The organism is Bowmanella denitrificans (genome assembly GCF_039522935.1).
Classification (GTDB): domain Bacteria; phylum Pseudomonadota; class Gammaproteobacteria; order Enterobacterales; family Alteromonadaceae; genus Bowmanella; species Bowmanella denitrificans.
On sequence record NZ_BAAAEI010000011.1, the window covers coordinates 1 to 15786 of the forward strand.

The following is a 15786-nucleotide window of genomic DNA, read 5'->3' on the forward strand; positions in this document are numbered from 1 at the left end:
TAAGTCCGCATCTGATCTGGTTTTCAATGCGATCTCGTTGACAACACCGAGGGAGTCCATATAAGACGCGGAGGGCACGGAGATTCACTGAGGTTTCAGTGCTTTTTCTTGGCGAACTCAGCGGCTCTGCGAGAGTGAAGGCTGAATGAATGCTTCTCGCGGTGGCGCTGAGGCGCAGAGAAAAACCCGCAGAGTAGTCATCACCTTCAACCACTCTGTGATCTCTGTGCCTCTGTGGTTTATTTTTGCTTTTACACCACAGAGGCGCTACAGACGTAATTCTTAATCTAAGGTAAATGCGCCAGCTCTTGTTGGATCTCCTCAGCGGTGGGGCGAAGCTGAGGTTTGCCTTTGGCGGCGCGGCGTTTACTTAAAATCGACAGAATTGGTGTGGCGATAAAAATAGTGGAGGAGGTGCCGATTACCACCGCAAACAGCATCGGCAGGGCAAAGCTGTTTACCGCGTCGCCACCGGCCAGGCCCATGGGCAGCAGTGCCAGTAAGGTGGTCAGCGAAGTATAAATAGTGCGGGTTAAGGTTGAGGTCACCGCGCGGTTCATCAAACTATCAATATCGGCCTCGGGTTCCAGCCGGAACAGCTCCCTTACCCGGTCAAACACCACCACTTTGTCGTTTATGGAATACCCCAGCAAGGCCAGCAACGCGGCCACGGCGGTGAGGTTAAATTCGATGCCGGTCAGGGCAAAGAAGCCGATGGTTTTGGTTAAATCCAGGCCGATGGTCGCCAGTGCGGCCACGGCAAAGTGCGATTCAAAACGTACCCACAAATACACCAGCATGCCAGCCCCGGCAATCAACAGGGCCAACATGGATAAATCGGCAAATTCGCCGCTGACTTTGGGGCCCACCACATCTACCTTGGCAAAGCTGGCGTCGGGGTTGGCCGCCACAATGGTGGCCTTCAACTGTTCCACCACCATGGGAGCAGGGCTGTCACCACTGCTGTTAGCAGTGCGTAGTAAAAACTCATGCTCAGCACCGTATTCCTGAATGGCCACATCGCCTAAGCCCGGGTTTTCAATGGCCGAGCGCAAGTCGTCCACCGCCATACCCGGTGCCTGCACTTCCATCATAATGCCGCCGGTAAAATCCACACCGTAGTGCAGGCCAGGTTTAAAAAACAGGCCGATGGATAAGAGTGTCAGGGCTACCGACACGCACAGAGCCGGCACTTTGCCACGTAAGAAATTCACTTCCTGCTTCGGCATCCAGCGACTGATATCCAATCCGCCCATTGGCATCGGCTGGCGCTCCTTGCCTTTAACCTGCCACTGCATCAACACACGAGTGAGGGAAACGGAGGTAAACAGTGAGGTGAGCAGGCCCAGCGCAATAGTTACGGCAAAGCCTTTGACCGGGCCACTACCAAACATAAATAGCAGACTGACGGCAATTAAGGTGGTGAGGTTGGAATCAATAATAGTGGCGAAGGCTTTGTCAAAGCCGGCTTTTAGGGCCATACCTGCCGGTCTGCCTTTGTGGGTTTCTTCCTTGATACGTTCATTAATCAGGATATTGGCGTCCACCGCCATACCTATGGTCAGTATTAACCCGGCAATACCCGGTAAGGTCAGTGTGGCACCAAACAGGCTGAGTAAGCCAAACACCAGGCCGATATTAACGCTCAGCCCCACGCAGGCAATCAGGCCCCAGCGGCCATAGGTGGCCAGCATATACACCAATACCAGCGCTGCGCCAAGAATACCTGTGGTCACGCCCATCTGAATGGCGTCACTACCCAAATCCGGCCCAACGGTGCGTTCTTCCACCACAGTCAGGGGCACGGGCAGGGCACCGGTACGCAGCATCAGCGCCACATCGTGGGCCTCGGCCATACTGAAGCTGCCGCTGATTTCACCGCGCCCGCCAGGAATGGTACTACGGATAACCGGTGCGGTGACGACTTCATCGTCCAGCACGATGGCCAGTACCCGGCCAATATTGCTTTTGGTCATATCGCCAAACAACTTGGCGCCCTGGCTGTCGAGTTTGAAGTTGACCACCGGCTGGCCACTTTCCTGACTAAAGGCGGCCTGGGCATCGACAATATGGGTGCCTTCCAGCGCTACCCTGGTTTCCAGATAGTAGGGGTTACCCGCGCGGTCTTTTACCAGCAGCGCCCCCATGGGGGAAGGCTGTTGCCAATGAAAACTCATTTGCGCCGTGGTACCCAGCAGGGCTTTGATTTGTTGTGGGTCACTGACCCCCGGCATTTGCACCAGGATCGCGTCTTTACCCTGGCGGGTAATACTGGGCTCGGTTAAGCCGGTTTCATCCAGGCGTTTTCTGACCACATCCAGGCTGCGATCTATGGCGTCTTTCAATAGCGCCTGCTGATAGGCTTCTGTTAGTCGCAGTGCCACTTTATTGCCTTGCAGTTCAAGGCTGATACCGCTGCGACCATTGCTTTGCTGGTGAATATTAGCCGCCAGTTGCGACACCTGTGGCCACTGGCTGACATCCTTGAGCACAATGCTGCGCTGCTGCGGCTGGCCGTTGTCGCTGCGACTGTAGCGGATATGTTGTTGTCTTAATGCCTCCAGCAACTGGTCATTGGCGTCATCCAACTGTTGGTTCAATAAGGCCTGAGTGTCGGCTTCCAGCAGCAGGTGAGAGCCGCCCTGAAGGTCCAGGCCCAAAGCCAGGGTATTGTGGCTATACCAATCCGGTAATTTGTTCGCCACCGATAACGGCAGCAGGTTTGGTGCGGCGCTTAGCAGGCCGAGCAGCATAATAAGTACGTACCCAAGGGCACGCATGGAAAATACGTTCATCAGTCATCCTTCAAAATACAAAATGCACAAGCAGCCGCGCTGCTTAGCAAGGCGGCTGATTAATCAAGCGGTGAAGAATGACTGAACTGGCGGTGCTCTGGCCTGTGGAATGCCATAGCAGGTAACGGCGGCGTTGTTACTGGTCGAAGCCAGCGCAGCAGTAACCTGCGGGGCGAAGCTTTTGAGCCGACAGCCTGTCAGCCCTTGCTCAATATCGTTGCCACCGTCGTGGCGTTCTTTGCCGACGGCAGCCGATTTACTGGCGCGTACGGTGACCGTGGCCCATTGGCTAAAGGGCTGTACTTGCGAGGAGTCATGCTGCAGCAACTCTGCACGGGCAGTCGGCGTAGAACCGACCGACACACCCAGCACAAGAATCGCCATCAGCATCGCTGAAAACAGCGAAGCCATGCGACTGGTCATTGTTTGGTTGGGCGTGTGGTGCATCAGAACTCCAATAAATCAGGCGCTACTATACAGGAGCGCTAGATAAAAAGCGGGTGAATTTTTCAGCGTTGATTGAGCGTGGGTTTCTCAGGGAGACTTCGATTTAGTTTGCTCCGGTTATTCATTGCCCTGGCGCTTTGCTGGTTGGTTGTCTGTCTCGCTTCGTGTGCGCTAACGCTTGTGTGTACATGATGAGGAGTATCATTATGGATACACGTATTCAGTTTCGGGTTTCCGAACAAACAAAACGTCTCGCGCAAACGATGATCGAAAGCCTGGGGCGTACTTTAAGCGAGGCATGTCGTCAGCTTACTGAAGAGTTGGCTGCTCAGCAGCTAAAGGCCATGGAGCTCGATGCCTGGTTGACGGAACAAGTTAACCAGGCATTTGCAAAGCTGGATAACGGCAGCAGAAGAAACGGATTTAATCATTGAACGTAAAGTCGAAAACCTGTTGTCCCAGCCATTGAAGGGGGTACAAAGAGAAGGGCCGAGAGGACGACTACTGATTATCCCTGTAGTCTGTGTTGTCGTATCCTACTGGGCAGACAATGAACGCATTTATATAATGCGTGTTTTACATCAGAAGCAGAAATTTCCAATAGATAGCTGACGGAATTTGTGGCTAGTCTGAGTTCAGGTCATCCCACCTGTTGCCCTGCGGATATGCTTATGTGTTAATGCGGTGTTTTATTACAAGGATAGTGCTATATGAATGAATGGCTAGGTAGCGTTTTTTTGCTAGTTGCTTTTGGTGTTGCGAGTTCTACGCATGGGCAGGATATATCCAGTAACCAAGCTGCTAAACTCAATCAGGCTTTAAGTCAGTCGATACCAAATGATACTGGCGGGTGCGGTGTTGGTATTTGGAGTGGAGAGGCGCTCGTTTTTTCAGGGGCAAAGGGTTATGCAAATGTGGAACATAAAGTCCCTATAACAGCCAACACAGTTTTTGATATTGCGTCTATTTCAAAGCAATTCACTGCGAGCGCCATTTTGCTTTTGTCTCAGCAAGGGAAAATATCTCTACAAGACAATATCCGAAAGTATATTCCGGAAATGCCAAAATATGAAAAGGAAATTTTAATAAAAGATCTTCTGAATCATACCAGTGGAATTCGAAACTTCACCTCCTTACTTGAGCTGGAGGGTATTGGTTTTTCACAGCCAATAAGTAAGGCTGATATACTTGCTCTCATTGCGCGTCAAACTGATGTGGAATTCCCAAGTGGCGAAAGCTTCAAATACACTAACTCTGGATATTTTTTAGCTGCAATGATAATCGAGCGTGTTACTGGTCTTTCGCTTGGTCAGTTTACCAAAAGGCACATCTTCGATAGTCTTTCTATGACGAACACGAGATTTTTAGAAGAACACGATACCATTATTTCTGATCGAGCCGATGCCTACAGTAAAACAATCAATTTTTACAGAAAAAATACCCCCAAATTGAATATGGCCGGTCCTGGAGGTTTGCTGACTTCCATTAATGATATATCGAAATGGAATAAGAATTTTTCATCTGGAAAAGTTGGAGGAAAGAAATTAATTAAACTGCTTGAGAAAAAGGGGCAGTTGAATAGTGGCATGCTAATTCCTTATGGTTATGGGATATGGGTGCTAGGTGATGGAGACGATGTCTCTTATGAGCACAATGGGGCATGGGGAGGATATAGGTCAGTATACTCTCGTTCACCAAGCTCAGGAATGTCTATTGCAATATTCTGTAATATAGATGATGTAGACATATACAGCTTGTTGCAAGAGCTTAAGTCCATTGCCTTGCATTCAGAACATATAGTCAGTAGTGAACTGGCTGAACTATCGAAAATAAAAGAGCTGTCAAAGCAAATAATGGACTTCACAAGGAAGGCTGGTGTTTATGAGTTGGATGGAATTGAGAAAATATTATTCTTTGAAGATGGTGGCAGATTTTTTTTGGTGTCTTACCAATTAGGAATGGAAGAGATATTTCCCCTTCAGGATAATGTATTTCACATACCAAACCGTGGTATTAAAATTAACTTTTTAAATGGTTTTGACGAATCACATAGTTTAGCTAGGTGGATTTGGCCTTCAGGGGATGAAACAGCGCTTTACAAAAAAACTGAGGTTAAATTAACAGATGAAGAAGTATTGAATTTTGCTGGTGATTTTTTCAGCAAAGATATGCTTTTTACTTATAAATTTGTAAGTGAAAATGGACAGCTTTATGCAATCCATCCTAAGCTTCCTAAAGTTCATTTAATTCCAATTGGTCAGGGTAGATTTTTGGGGAACAAACAACATTTGCTCTCCATGGAGGGAAGAAATATCTCCAGAGATACAACAGAAATTCGTATCAATGCATTTGATTTGCAAGAGTTGGTCTTCGAAAAGGTTGATTAAATACACTTTGTCAGGATACAACTGAAATGGTCTTGCAGGAGCTGAGTCTCTGCACTTACTGCATTTTGTATAACGGCTTCGAGTGAGTAGCCTAAATGCAGAAAGCCCGGCAACGCCGGGCTTGTTAGTCTCAGATAGACGAGCTTATCTGTCCGCCCGTCCCTGAAACTTGCGTTCTTCAATATTCACACGGATCCATTCGCCGGTAGCGATATATTCAGGCACCTGCACCACCAGGCCGGTGGAGCACTTGGCCGGTTTGGTGCGCGAGGTGGCCGACGCCCCCTTAATCGATGGATCGGTTTCTACCACTTCCAGTTCCACGCTGATGGGCAAGTCCAGGGCCACTGGCACGTCGCTGACGATCAATACCTGAATACCATCGGTTTCTTCATTGATAAACAAAATCTCTTCGGCGATGGCATCTTTGTTCAGGCTGTAAGGTGTGTAGTCTTCCTTATCCAGGAACACATACTCGTCACCGTCGATATAAGAAAACATGGCCTGACGACGCACCAGATCAGCCAGTTGCAGCATATCGGAATCTTTAAAGGTTTCGTCAAACTTGGCACCTGTGACTACGTCGTACATACGCATACGGTAGATGCTGCCACCTGCACGGCCCTGAGGCACGGAGCGCTCGATATCACGAACGATACAGGTCTTGTTGTTATATACGATGGTGGAATTCTTTTTGATTTCACTGGCTTTAGGCATTGCGATGTCCTGGTTGCAAACTGGGCTGAACAATAAAAGCCGCTATTTTAATGCAACTCTGAGTTGCTGAATATGGAATATTCACCGGCGGGTGTTTAATTCACCGCTGGGCGTTGAAGGATGTCGCTGACTATTAGGATGAAACATCGACATGATACTGATGCCGTCCATTCATCTTTATGGGACGCAGTGAGGGGCACGATATGATATTTCATGGCTGCTCCCTGACACTGTGTGGGTAATGATCAACGGCAAAGCTGAACATGACTTTGAGCATAAAGAACAGCGCAACCAGGGTAAACCAGAGCGGCAGGTTAAGCAGTAATACCAGCAGTACGCCGATACCCGCCAGCGCTCCGGCCACAAACAGTTGCAAAGACGAGCGATGCAGGGCATTGACGCTTAGGGCAAAGAGGATGGTCACAAGCCAGATCAGGGTGGCAGCGCCAATATCGGCCTGCAGCAGCCAGGCGACCAGCGGCAGATGCAGGTGAATGGCAATAAACACCAGACGGCTGGTGGGGCGTACGGCATAGTAGTTATTTGTTCCACGACTGAAGTTCGCCACAAAACCGGCCAGAATATCGGCAATGATAAGCAGACCCAACAGCAGCTTCCAGGGGCTGACCGGGGTTGCCGAAAGTGCATACTGATAGTAAATACAACAAGTGCCGAGCAGGGAGAACAGCAGCACTATGGTAATTTCAGCCAGGGTTTGCTGCTGGCCAAAGACTTCGTGCAAGGATTTGGGCATCGACAATTGACGCATATTCGCTCCTTTAACTGTCTGCTTGTAGCATGGCCAGAAACCAGCCGGTTCGACTGTTCACGTGCTCTTGTAAAGCCTTAGGCGATAAGCGCATCCGCCCGGTCATTTGCAGCTCTTCATAAAAGCCACCTTTCCACAGCGCGAAAAGCATCTGAGCAGCGGCGTCAGCTTCAATACTCAGGTGATGCTCGGTCAGATAATCCGCCAGGTTTTTCGACAAGGTACTCAGGACTTTGGCCGGACCGGCCTGATACAAGGCGGCAGCTATATCGGGATATTGCCGCTGCGCAGCGCTGACGGCATTGTCAAACAGCACCACATCGGGCCGGGTGATCAGGCAAAGCACCTGATAGCCCAGTGCCGATAGGTGGTCTTGTAGTGCCTGTCTGTCGGTCAGGGGTGCCGGTGGCTTGGCAAGTTGTGGGGCTGCGTGCAGGGCCTGGTCGGTATGAAAATTCACATAGGCCATAATCAGGCCGGGCAAATCAGTGTAACGGCGATACAGGGTGACCTTGGATACACCGGCACGTTTGGCTATGCCTTCCATAGACAAACCAGCAATGGCTTTTTTTTTTCTATCACCAGCTCGCCAACAGCCTGTAATACCAATTCGGTACGTTGCGTGTCTACCGGCCTGCCTGCTCTTGCCATTATTCCCACTCAAGGTTGAATACATAATGGCAAGGTAGCACCGTCAATTATGGAACGCAATCGTTCAGTAATTGGTGCTGGCTGGCGCTTCCTGCCTGCAGGTATCCATACGACGGGCAGAGCCGGTAAACCGCAATCCATATTCGCCCATAGATTGGTATTTGCGGCGCTATAAAAATCGCTTTAGCTAACCATTTGTTGCAATGCAACGAGTCTGACTGCAATTGCATAAAGCAGGCATAGCCCTTATCTAAGTGTGTAACAAATTGACAATAATTATCGTTTTTATCTAAAATTTCCCATCTACACAGGCTATAGAATGCGCTCGCAAATTCGCTTTGGTTGGACGCCATACAGCCGAAATCATTATTTAATGTCTAAGGAACTCAAACATGCACACAAAACTGGCCAGCCAGCGTTCAAGACTGGTTATTACTATTGCCTCAGCCTTATTGCCGGTGTCGGCTCTGGCGCAATCTGATCAGCAGGCCGAACCCGGCAAAAGCTCGCCAATGCCGACGATTGAGGTGATCACAATAAGCGGTAATCAAGCCGATCTGCACAGGCAGACTGGCTCAGTAGTAGTGATAGAACGCCAGCAAATTGAACGTATTCAGCCGCTCTCCACCGAAGACGTGCTGCGCCGTATTGCCGGGATCAATCTTAAATCGGAGGAAGAGACCTCAATAGTTTCCAACTTCGGTATTCGTGGCCTGTCGGCCAGTGAGTCTAAGTCCTTGTTGCTGGAGGATGGTGTGCCTGTTGCACCAGGGTTGTTTATCGGCAATGACCGCTACTTTAACCCGCGTATTCAACGGGTGGAACGGGTGGAAGTGCTCAAAGGCTCTGCTTCACTTCGCTATGGCCCTTCTACCATTGGCGGCGTGGTGAACTATCAGACCAAAACACCGGATGACGGAGTGGAAGTGGCGACCAGGCTAGGGTCGTTTAACATGCGCGAGGTGAATGTTGAGGCAGGGGGCCGCAGTCAGTCTGGTGATGCCTTTGCCGGATTGGTAGCCACTTATGCCAAGAGCGACGGCTTTATGGATAAAGACTATGACATGAAAGATGTGATGGTTAAAGCGGGCGCAGCTCTCAATCAGAACCATTCTCTGGGGATGAAATTTTCCTGGTATGACAATGATGCCAATATTTCCTACCGTGGTTTGTTGCTGGAAGATTATCAGGCCGGCGCTGATTACAATCCGGCGCCGGATGACTATTTTCTGACTGACAGAAAAGCTTTTGATCTTAATCATGAATGGCGCCTGACAGATGCGGCGACCCTAAAGTCATTGATTTACTGGAGTGACGTTACCCGTGACTACTGGCGTTACAGCGTTGACAGTGCTGCTTCCAATGCGGCGGGTCGCTGGGTGTATACCGATAACCTGACAGGAAACAATCGCTCTTTTGAGCGTTTTGGGGTGGAAACCCGCCTGACTCTGGAACATCAGCTGTTCGGTAGCGCGGCCCGCAGTGAATTGGGTCTGCGCTTTATGCAGGAAGAAAGCAACGACACCCGTATTCGCGCCACAAGAGCGCAGGACCGCACCGGTACCAATGATCGCCATCGGATTGACTCGGCCGATAGCGTTGCTGCCTACGCGCAAACACGTATTCAACTAAATGAACGCCTGGCTGTTACACCTGGTATCCGGGTGGAATCTTACGAGCAGGAACGTGTGATTCTGACACAGAATAATGCTTCAGAGAAAACTTCAAATACTGAGTTTTTGCCGGGTGTTGGTGCAACCTATGGACTTAGTGATAGCGCGCAGCTATTTGGTGGCGTGTATAAGGCCTTTTCACCTGCCTCTAATGGCGTTGCGCTGGACGGCCTGACCGATCAAAACCTGGATGGCGAGCGTTCGGTTAATTATGAAGCGGGTATCCGTGGTGCCGATGGCGCATTGAGCTATGAAGTAGCGGCATTTTATATGGACTTCAGCAACCAGGTGGTTACGGGCAACAGTGATCCTAACCTGTCGCAATCCAATGGTGGTGAAACCCAGCATCAGGGCATGGAATTCCAGTTGGCGTATCAGTTAGGGGCTGGCTTCAGCCTCGACACAAACGCTACCTGGGTACCAAAATCGGAATTCAGAACCGGCGATAACAAAGGTAACCGTTTACCTTATGCGCCAAAGTGGCTGGCTAATCTGGCCCTGAATTACAGTCAGGGGGACTTTATCAGCACCCTGTCTGCCCATTACCGAGGTGAGCAGTATGGCGACCCTACCAACCAGATAGATATTCCTGACAATGCCGCAGGGGGGATCTGGGGAGGCTTGATCCCAGCCTACACTGTGCTGGATTTGGTGGGCCAATATAATGTCAGCAGCGCGCTGAGTCTGTTTGGTTCGGTCAAAAACCTAACCGATAAGCGCTATATCACGGGGATGCGTGAAGGGATCTATGTGGGTCCTGAACGCTCGCTGGAAGTCGGGCTGCGTTATCGCTTCTGATTGGACCGGATAGATTCGCCACCCTAAACGGGGGGCGTGTAAATGCTCCCAATGGGAGCGTTTTTATATCCAGGGATGGATGGTATGTTGGCGTTGCAGGAGCATTCGTCGACGATATCCAGGGATGGATGGTATGTTGGCGTTGCAGGAGCATTCGTCGACGATATCCAGGGATGGATGGTATGTCGGCGTTGCTGGCACACCGTAAACACGCGCTTTTGGAGATGTCGGATTGAAATCCAACCCACAGGATCGCCAGAGTCTGACACTTCCATCTTCTAGCTTGCGTCTGTTATGAGCTCAGGGGGTGGCAGCGGTTTGTTCGCACATTGCCTTGCTGGCCGGTTCACAGCCGTTCAGGCACAGCACTTTGCCATTGCGGTCACGGTCGGCGCCGCCCCCCTGGCTGGTGGCACACCAGGCCTGCATATTCTGGTCAATACGGCACTGGCCTTTGCCGCATAACACTTCGCCCATACGGTTACGAATGGCTTCGCCATCTTTAAAGGCCGAGCAAAATACCTGCCCGGCGGCATCCCTGGCACAACTCCCCAGCCCGCAGATCACCTGACCTTCAGCGTCCTTCAGGCAATCAGCCAGAGTGCTGGTGCAAAACAGCAAGCCGATTACCGCCACATGCGCACGCCAGGTATTATTCAGACCAGACCGCATATTCATTGTCGCTAGGATCGCTGAAATGAAAGCGCCGCCCACCGGGAAAGGCAAAGATGGGTTTAATAATCTCACCGCCGGCTTGTTGCACCGCCTGTTGTGAGTCTTCCAGTGCCTTGCTGTAAATCACCATCAACACACTGCCGCTGGCCACCGAAGCGCAAGTGTCTGCCCGGTAAAAGCCACCGTCCATGCCGCCATTGGTAAAGCAGGTATAATCCGGCCCGTAATCAACAAACTGCCAGCCAAACACTTGAGCAAAGAATGCCCTGGTGCCTTCTAAATCTTTAGCCGGCAGCTCCAGATAGTTAATTTTGTGATGCTCAGCCATGCTTTTATTCCTGCTCAAAGACGGCGCAGATTTCCTTTTGCAGAATATGCGCGGCCTGCTGACGGGCCATCTCCAGAAAGGGCGAACCCACCGGCCAGGTTTCTTCGGCAATTTCCTGATTACGCTTAAATTTGGCTTCAGCGTCTTTCAGGGCAATAATCATTTGTTCCCGGGTCATTTGAAATCCTTGTTTTCCGATAATCCTTCTCAGTCTAACGCAGTCAGGCCCGGCGTCCAGCATTTCAGCCGGTCTGTGAATAGCTGCGCTCCCAATCTTTCCAGACCGGCTGTAAACCGGCGCGGCGCACCGCATTGGCAACATCCTTTGGCGTTCTGGCATCGTCAATTTCAAACTGTTCCAGCGCCGTTTCGCCGCCGGCATAGCCGCCTGGTTGGGTGCTGGACCCGGCACTTAAGCTGGTAATACCCAGGGGCAGAAGCTTGTCGCGAAACTGCGCCGACTCACGGGTGGATAAACTCAATTCCACCTCGCTATCTAACAGCCGGTAAGCACAAATAAGCTGCACCAGTTGTTTGTCGGTCATCTGGGTTTTATCTGTTAAGCCTCCAGAGCATGGTCGCAACCGTGGAAACGACAGTGAGTAACGACTGCGCCAGTACGTCTTTTGCAGATATTTGAGATGCAGGGCGGCAAAAAAACTGTCGGTACGCCAGTCATCCAGGCCAATCAGCACCCCCAAACCCATTTTATCCACTCCGGCCCGGCCTAAACGTTCCGGGGTATCCAGACGCCAGTCAAAGTCCATTTTTTTACCTTTTAAATGGTGCCTGGCATAAGTGCGGCGCCGATAGGTCTCCTGATACACCAGTACGGCATCCAGCCCAAGCTGGCATAACTCCAGGTATTCGGCTTCAGCCAGTGGCTGTACTTCCATGCTCAAATAGCTGAAATGGCGTTTTATCAGTGGTATGGCCTGGCGAAAATACGCCATGCCCACCTTGGTTTCGTGCTCCCCGGTGACTACCAGCACAGAGTCAAAGCCCATGGACTTGATGGCCTGGCACTCGGCTTCAATCTCTGCCAGATCCAGGGTTTTACGCCTGAGCTTATTGCTCATGGAAAAGCCACAATAGGTACAGTCATTGGCGCACAGATTCGACAGATACAAGGGGATGTAAAATTGCAGGGTATTACCAAAACGCTGACGGGTACGGGCATAGGAAAGCCGGGCCATGTGCGCTAAAAAAGGTTCGGCAGCCGGGGATATCAGCGCCATAAAGTCTTTCAGACCTGGTCTGGTGCTGTTCAGTGCCCGTTGTACGTCATTGGCGGTACAGGCATGGATCTGCAGAGTTACATCGTCAAAGTCCCACTGGGCCAGTTGCTTGGCAAAGCTCATAGCTGGTCCAGAAAATCAGTCAGTGGGCTGGAAGCCATGGCATTGCGCTGTACCGCACCAAGACCTGCCTGATAGGCCATGCGACCAGCTGTTACCGCTTGTTTAAATGCCCTGCCCATGGCAATTGGGTCTGGCGAAACGGCAATGGCGGTATTCACCAGTACTGCATCCACCCCCAGTTCCATGGCATGGGCGGCATGACTGGGCGCGCCAATACCGGCATCGACTATCACCGGCACCTGGCTTTGTTCAACAATGATCTCCAGAAAATCTTTGCTTAACAGGCCGCGATTGGAGCCAATCGGCGCGCCCAGCGGCATGACCGCCGCGCAGCCTACTTCCTGCAAGCGCTGACAAAGTACGGGATCGGCTCCGCAATAGGGCAGCACCACAAAGCCATCTTTAACCAGTTGCCTGGCGGCGTTCAGGGTTTCAATAGGGTCGGGCAACAGGTAGCGCTGATCCGGGTGGATCTCCAGTTTCAGCCAGTGAGTGCCGAGCGCTTCGCGGGCCAGGTGGGCGGCAAAGATGGCTTCCTCGGCGGTCTTTGCCCCTGAGGTATTGGGCAGCAGTCTTACCCCCAGTTCCTGCAGTGGCGCCAGGATATCGTCTTTTTGTGCAACCAGGTCCAGGCGTTTAAGGGCCAGAGTGACCAGTTCGGTGCCACTGGCCGACAGGGCCGCCTGCATGTTCTGGGCGCTGGAAAACTTGCCGGTGCCGGTTAACAGGCGCGAAGAAAATTGGGTATTGGCAATGGTCAGCATCGGTTATCCTCCGGCGACGACTTTAAACAGGGTAATGCGGTCATGGTCTTTCAGTTGGGTGTGCGGCCACTGACTTTTACTGACCACTTGCTGATTCAGTGCCACCGCTATGCCGTTTTGTGGCTGAGCCAGGGTTTGCAGCAAGTCTGCGATACTGAGCGGCTGTGCAAATTGTTGCGGCATATCGTTAATCATCAGTTGCATAAGGTATCTCCACAGACCGGACATTGCAGGGCTTTGGCCAGCGTCAGGCTTTGCCATTGATGGGCTTTAGCATCGAATAACTTAAGCTGACCAAAGGGCACCTGCCCGGCACCGGTCAGGAATTTGATGGCTTCCAACGCCTGCATCAGGCCGATGATGCCCACCACCGGGCCGACGATGCCGCTATTGGCACAATTCAGCGACGGGCTTTGCGTCGGTTCGTACAAGCAGCGGTAACAGCCATGATTTCTATGCGGGTGCAAGGCCAGAAACTGCCCCTCAAAACGTATGGCTGCCCCCACCAACAACGGCTTACCCGCCTGGTAGCAGGCGGCATTGATGGCCTGGCGGCTGGTCATATTATCGGTGCAGTCAAGCACCAACTGGCAGTCACTCACCAGCGCCGGTAAGTGGTCGGCGTGCAGTTTTTTGTCCAGTGCTTCAATGCGGATATTGGGGTTCACCGCCTGCAGGCGCTTTTGTGCCTGGCGGGCTTTGTTAGCGCCCAGACTGAAATTGTCGTACAAAGGCTGGCGGTGCAGATTAGTCACATCCACTTTGTCACCATCGGCCAGCAGCAACTGCCCGACACCGGCTCCGGCCAGATATTGCGCGGCGATACTGCCCAGGCCACCCAGTCCGACAATCAGAATGCGGGCCTGCTTTAATTTTTGCTGACCGGATTCGTCGATATCTTCCAGCAACAAATGCCGGCTGTAACGCATAAAATCTTGATCATTAAGCATAATTAAGCCTCGTCAGCAGCTGCCGGACTACCTGCTCGGGCTGCGCCGCCTCGGTAATGGCGGTGACCATAGCAATGCTGCCTACCCCGGTGCCAGCCACCGCATCTACCCGCTCCACACTGATGCCGCCAATGGCCACGCAGGGGATATCTTGCAGCAGTTGCACGTAACGACTTAAGCGGGTTAAGCCTTGAGGTCTGGAAGGCATGTTCTTGGTGCGGGTTGCAAAAATATGCCCGAGCGCAATATAAGAAGGCTGATAGCTGATAGCGCGCTGGATCTCGGCATAACCATGGGTAGAAATGCCGAGGCGCAATCCGGCCTGTTGAATGGCAACCAGGTCGGCATCCTGCAAATCTTCCTGACCCAGATGCACACCGTAAGCCCCGTGTTTAATGGCCAGTTGCCAGTGATCGTTAATAAACAATCTGGCATTGGCTTCGCGTGCCAGTTTGATCGCCTGGGCGATCTGCGCTTCCTGCTCAGGGTTTGGGTTTGATTTGATTCTTAACTGCAAGGTGCTGACGCCCCACGCCAGCAGTTTTTCCACCCAGGCCAGGCTGTCTACCACCGGATACAGGCCCAGTTTCATGCTGTCTATGGCTGCGAAGGGCGCAGAGGGCTTAGCTTTATCCTTTAGCTGGCTGAACTGAGGGAAGTCTCTGCCAGATTGCGGCCAGCCCAGATGGGCCACCGGGCCGGGTCCTTTGCCAAGTCCCGCTGCGGCTTGCAGGCCTTGATTGATATAGGCCTTGGCAATACAAATGGCATCCTCCATTGGATAGTCCAGGGCAAATGTTGTGGCGATAGCGCTGGCAAAGGTGCAGCCGGTGCCATGACCATGGAGGGTGTTAATGCGCTTGCTGCTAAATCGCCATTGATGGGTCTGACTCAGGTACCAGTCATGACAATATTGGCCTGTCCAGTGCAAATGCCCGCCTTTCACCAGCACGGCCTTAACCCCATGATCCAGCAATACATTGGCTGCTACCTGCAGGCTGGCAACATCTGTTGCTTCTACACCGGTCAACAGCGCCAGTTCATTGGCATTGGGGGTGATAATATCCAGCACTTGTAACAGTGGTGCGCAGTCTGCCAGTTGCAAGGCTGCCAGTTGGCTGCCGCAACTGGCTCTGGCCACCGGATCCCAGATAATCATCGGTGGCCTGGCTTGTTGTTTCAGCCACTGCAGAAACTCTGCCAAGGCCGCGATTTGTGCGCCATCGCCAAGCATGCCGATTTTAACCGCATTGGGCCAAAGGTCGGCCGCCAGGCTGTTAAGTTGGTTGGTTAATACTTCCAGTGGCACCGGCTGCACCTGCGTGACCGCCACCGAGTTTTGCGCAGTGATAGCGCTGATTACGGTGCAGCCGTGGCCGCCCAGCGCCTGTACCGTATGCAGATCGGCCTGCACCCCGGCACCGCCGCCCGAGTCTGAGCCGCCAATGCACCAGATAATGGGTTTGGCCAT

General features: G+C 51.9%; 17 protein-coding genes. 4 read left to right on the forward strand and 13 right to left on the reverse strand.

Annotated elements, in window-relative coordinates:
- Window positions 1-287: 287 nt before the first annotated feature.
- Both secD and ABD028_RS10840 read right to left on the reverse strand, forming a co-directional pair.
- Complete coding sequence (secD, locus tag ABD028_RS10835) at window positions 288-2795, reverse strand: protein translocase subunit SecD (RefSeq protein ID WP_343844835.1); 2508 nt, start codon at window positions 2793-2795, stop codon at window positions 288-290.
- 63 nt (window positions 2796-2858) lie between these two features.
- Window positions 2859-3242 (reverse strand): hypothetical protein, encoded by a 384-nt coding sequence (locus ABD028_RS10840; protein ID WP_343844837.1) that lies wholly within the window; start codon window positions 3240-3242, stop codon window positions 2859-2861.
- A 206-nt stretch (window positions 3243-3448) separates the two neighbouring features.
- Between ABD028_RS10840 and ABD028_RS10845 the strand changes: the two genes are divergently transcribed.
- The 3 genes from ABD028_RS10845 (at window position 3449) to ABD028_RS10855 (ending at window position 5629) form a co-directional block, all read left to right on the forward strand.
- Window positions 3449-3676: a damage-inducible protein J gene (locus ABD028_RS10845; RefSeq protein WP_343844839.1), complete on the forward strand. Its 228-nt coding sequence runs from the start codon at window positions 3449-3451 to the stop codon at window positions 3674-3676.
- Entirely contained in the window at window positions 3630-3854 is a 225-nt protein-coding gene (locus ABD028_RS10850) for a type II toxin-antitoxin system RelE/ParE family toxin (protein ID WP_343844841.1), read from the forward strand. Before ABD028_RS10845 ends, ABD028_RS10850 begins: the two co-directional genes overlap by 47 nt.
- Before the next feature lie 98 nt (window positions 3855-3952).
- Window positions 3953-5629, forward strand: coding sequence for a serine hydrolase domain-containing protein (locus tag ABD028_RS10855; RefSeq protein WP_343844843.1), 1677 nt, complete (start codon window positions 3953-3955; stop codon window positions 5627-5629).
- Between the two features lie 144 nt (window positions 5630-5773).
- Here ABD028_RS10855 and efpL read toward each other — a convergent pair whose 3' ends face one another.
- From efpL to ABD028_RS10870, 3 genes are all read right to left on the reverse strand, one after another.
- Window positions 5774-6346, reverse strand: a complete 573-nt coding sequence (gene efpL / locus ABD028_RS10860) for an elongation factor P-like protein EfpL (RefSeq protein ID WP_102797380.1) — start codon at window positions 6344-6346, stop codon at window positions 5774-5776.
- 211 nt (window positions 6347-6557) lie between these two features.
- Window positions 6558-7115, reverse strand: coding sequence for a hypothetical protein (locus ABD028_RS10865; protein WP_343844844.1), 558 nt, complete (start codon window positions 7113-7115; stop codon window positions 6558-6560).
- 10 nt (window positions 7116-7125) lie between these two features.
- On the reverse strand, window positions 7126-7791 hold the full coding sequence (locus ABD028_RS10870; protein WP_343844846.1) for a TetR/AcrR family transcriptional regulator: 666 nt from the start codon (window positions 7789-7791) through the stop codon (window positions 7126-7128).
- A gap of 367 nt (window positions 7792-8158) precedes the next feature.
- Between ABD028_RS10870 and ABD028_RS10875 the strand changes: the two genes are divergently transcribed.
- Window positions 8159-10237: a TonB-dependent receptor family protein gene (locus tag ABD028_RS10875; protein WP_343844847.1), complete on the forward strand. Its 2079-nt coding sequence runs from the start codon at window positions 8159-8161 to the stop codon at window positions 10235-10237.
- A gap of 300 nt (window positions 10238-10537) precedes the next feature.
- Here ABD028_RS10875 and ABD028_RS10880 read toward each other — a convergent pair whose 3' ends face one another.
- The 8 genes from ABD028_RS10880 to thiE form a co-directional block, all read right to left on the reverse strand.
- Complete coding sequence (locus ABD028_RS10880; protein WP_343844848.1) at window positions 10538-10915, reverse strand: hypothetical protein; 378 nt, start codon at window positions 10913-10915, stop codon at window positions 10538-10540.
- Window positions 10890-11240 (reverse strand): VOC family protein, encoded by a 351-nt coding sequence (locus ABD028_RS10885; protein ID WP_343844849.1) that lies wholly within the window; start codon window positions 11238-11240, stop codon window positions 10890-10892. The genes ABD028_RS10880 and ABD028_RS10885 overlap by 26 nt, the downstream gene beginning before the upstream one ends.
- A gap of 4 nt (window positions 11241-11244) precedes the next feature.
- Complete coding sequence (locus ABD028_RS10890; protein WP_343844850.1) at window positions 11245-11418, reverse strand: hypothetical protein; 174 nt, start codon at window positions 11416-11418, stop codon at window positions 11245-11247.
- Between the two features lie 64 nt (window positions 11419-11482).
- Entirely contained in the window at window positions 11483-12601 is a 1119-nt protein-coding gene (thiH, locus tag ABD028_RS10895; RefSeq protein ID WP_343844851.1) for a 2-iminoacetate synthase ThiH, read from the reverse strand.
- Window positions 12598-13365 carry a thiazole synthase gene (locus tag ABD028_RS10900; RefSeq protein ID WP_343844852.1) on the reverse strand — a complete coding sequence of 256 codons (768 nt, stop codon included), beginning with the start codon at window positions 13363-13365 and terminating at the stop codon, window positions 12598-12600. Before ABD028_RS10900 ends, thiH begins: the two co-directional genes overlap by 4 nt.
- A gap of 3 nt (window positions 13366-13368) precedes the next feature.
- Window positions 13369-13569, reverse strand: coding sequence for a sulfur carrier protein ThiS (thiS, locus tag ABD028_RS10905; RefSeq protein WP_102797369.1), 201 nt, complete (start codon window positions 13567-13569; stop codon window positions 13369-13371).
- Window positions 13560-14315, reverse strand: coding sequence for a HesA/MoeB/ThiF family protein (locus ABD028_RS10910; RefSeq protein ID WP_343844853.1), 756 nt, complete (start codon window positions 14313-14315; stop codon window positions 13560-13562). Before ABD028_RS10910 ends, thiS begins: the two co-directional genes overlap by 10 nt.
- The gene (gene thiE, locus ABD028_RS10915; protein ID WP_343844854.1) at window positions 14308-15786 is read right to left on the reverse strand and encodes a thiamine phosphate synthase; all 1479 of its coding nucleotides are present in this window, start codon (window positions 15784-15786) and stop codon (window positions 14308-14310) included. Before thiE ends, ABD028_RS10910 begins: the two co-directional genes overlap by 8 nt.

What these genes read in the sequence shown, in the direction of transcription:
- ABD028_RS10865 (WP_343844844.1), bottom strand. Translation starts at nt 7,115, where the DNA reads ATGCGTCAATTGTCGATGCCCAAATCCTTGCACGAAGTCTTTGGCCAG.
- ABD028_RS10855 (WP_343844843.1), top strand. Translation starts at nt 3,953, where the DNA reads ATGAATGAATGGCTAGGTAGCGTTTTTTTGCTAGTTGCTTTTGGTGTT.
- ABD028_RS10870 (WP_343844846.1), bottom strand. Translation starts at nt 7,791, where the DNA reads ATGTATTCAACCTTGAGTGGGAATAATGGCAAGAGCAGGCAGGCCGGT.
- ABD028_RS10875 (WP_343844847.1), top strand. Translation starts at nt 8,159, where the DNA reads ATGCACACAAAACTGGCCAGCCAGCGTTCAAGACTGGTTATTACTATT.
- thiH (WP_343844851.1), bottom strand. Translation starts at nt 12,601, where the DNA reads ATGAGCTTTGCCAAGCAACTGGCCCAGTGGGACTTTGACGATGTAACT.
- ABD028_RS10890 (WP_343844850.1), bottom strand. Translation starts at nt 11,418, where the DNA reads ATGACCCGGGAACAAATGATTATTGCCCTGAAAGACGCTGAAGCCAAA.
- ABD028_RS10900 (WP_343844852.1), bottom strand. Translation starts at nt 13,365, where the DNA reads ATGCTGACCATTGCCAATACCCAATTTTCTTCGCGCCTGTTAACCGGC.
- ABD028_RS10885 (WP_343844849.1), bottom strand. Translation starts at nt 11,240, where the DNA reads ATGGCTGAGCATCACAAAATTAACTATCTGGAGCTGCCGGCTAAAGAT.
- ABD028_RS10845 (WP_343844839.1), top strand. Translation starts at nt 3,449, where the DNA reads ATGGATACACGTATTCAGTTTCGGGTTTCCGAACAAACAAAACGTCTC.
- thiS (WP_102797369.1), bottom strand. Translation starts at nt 13,569, where the DNA reads ATGCAACTGATGATTAACGATATGCCGCAACAATTTGCACAGCCGCTC.
- ABD028_RS10840 (WP_343844837.1), bottom strand. Translation starts at nt 3,242, where the DNA reads ATGCACCACACGCCCAACCAAACAATGACCAGTCGCATGGCTTCGCTG.
- thiE (WP_343844854.1), bottom strand. Translation starts at nt 15,786, where the DNA reads ATGGCCAAACCCATTATCTGGTGCATTGGCGGCTCAGACTCGGGCGGC.
- efpL (WP_102797380.1), bottom strand. Translation starts at nt 6,346, where the DNA reads ATGCCTAAAGCCAGTGAAATCAAAAAGAATTCCACCATCGTATATAAC.
- ABD028_RS10910 (WP_343844853.1), bottom strand. Translation starts at nt 14,315, where the DNA reads ATGCTTAATGATCAAGATTTTATGCGTTACAGCCGGCATTTGTTGCTG.
- ABD028_RS10880 (WP_343844848.1), bottom strand. Translation starts at nt 10,915, where the DNA reads ATGAATATGCGGTCTGGTCTGAATAATACCTGGCGTGCGCATGTGGCG.
- secD (WP_343844835.1), bottom strand. Translation starts at nt 2,795, where the DNA reads ATGAACGTATTTTCCATGCGTGCCCTTGGGTACGTACTTATTATGCTG.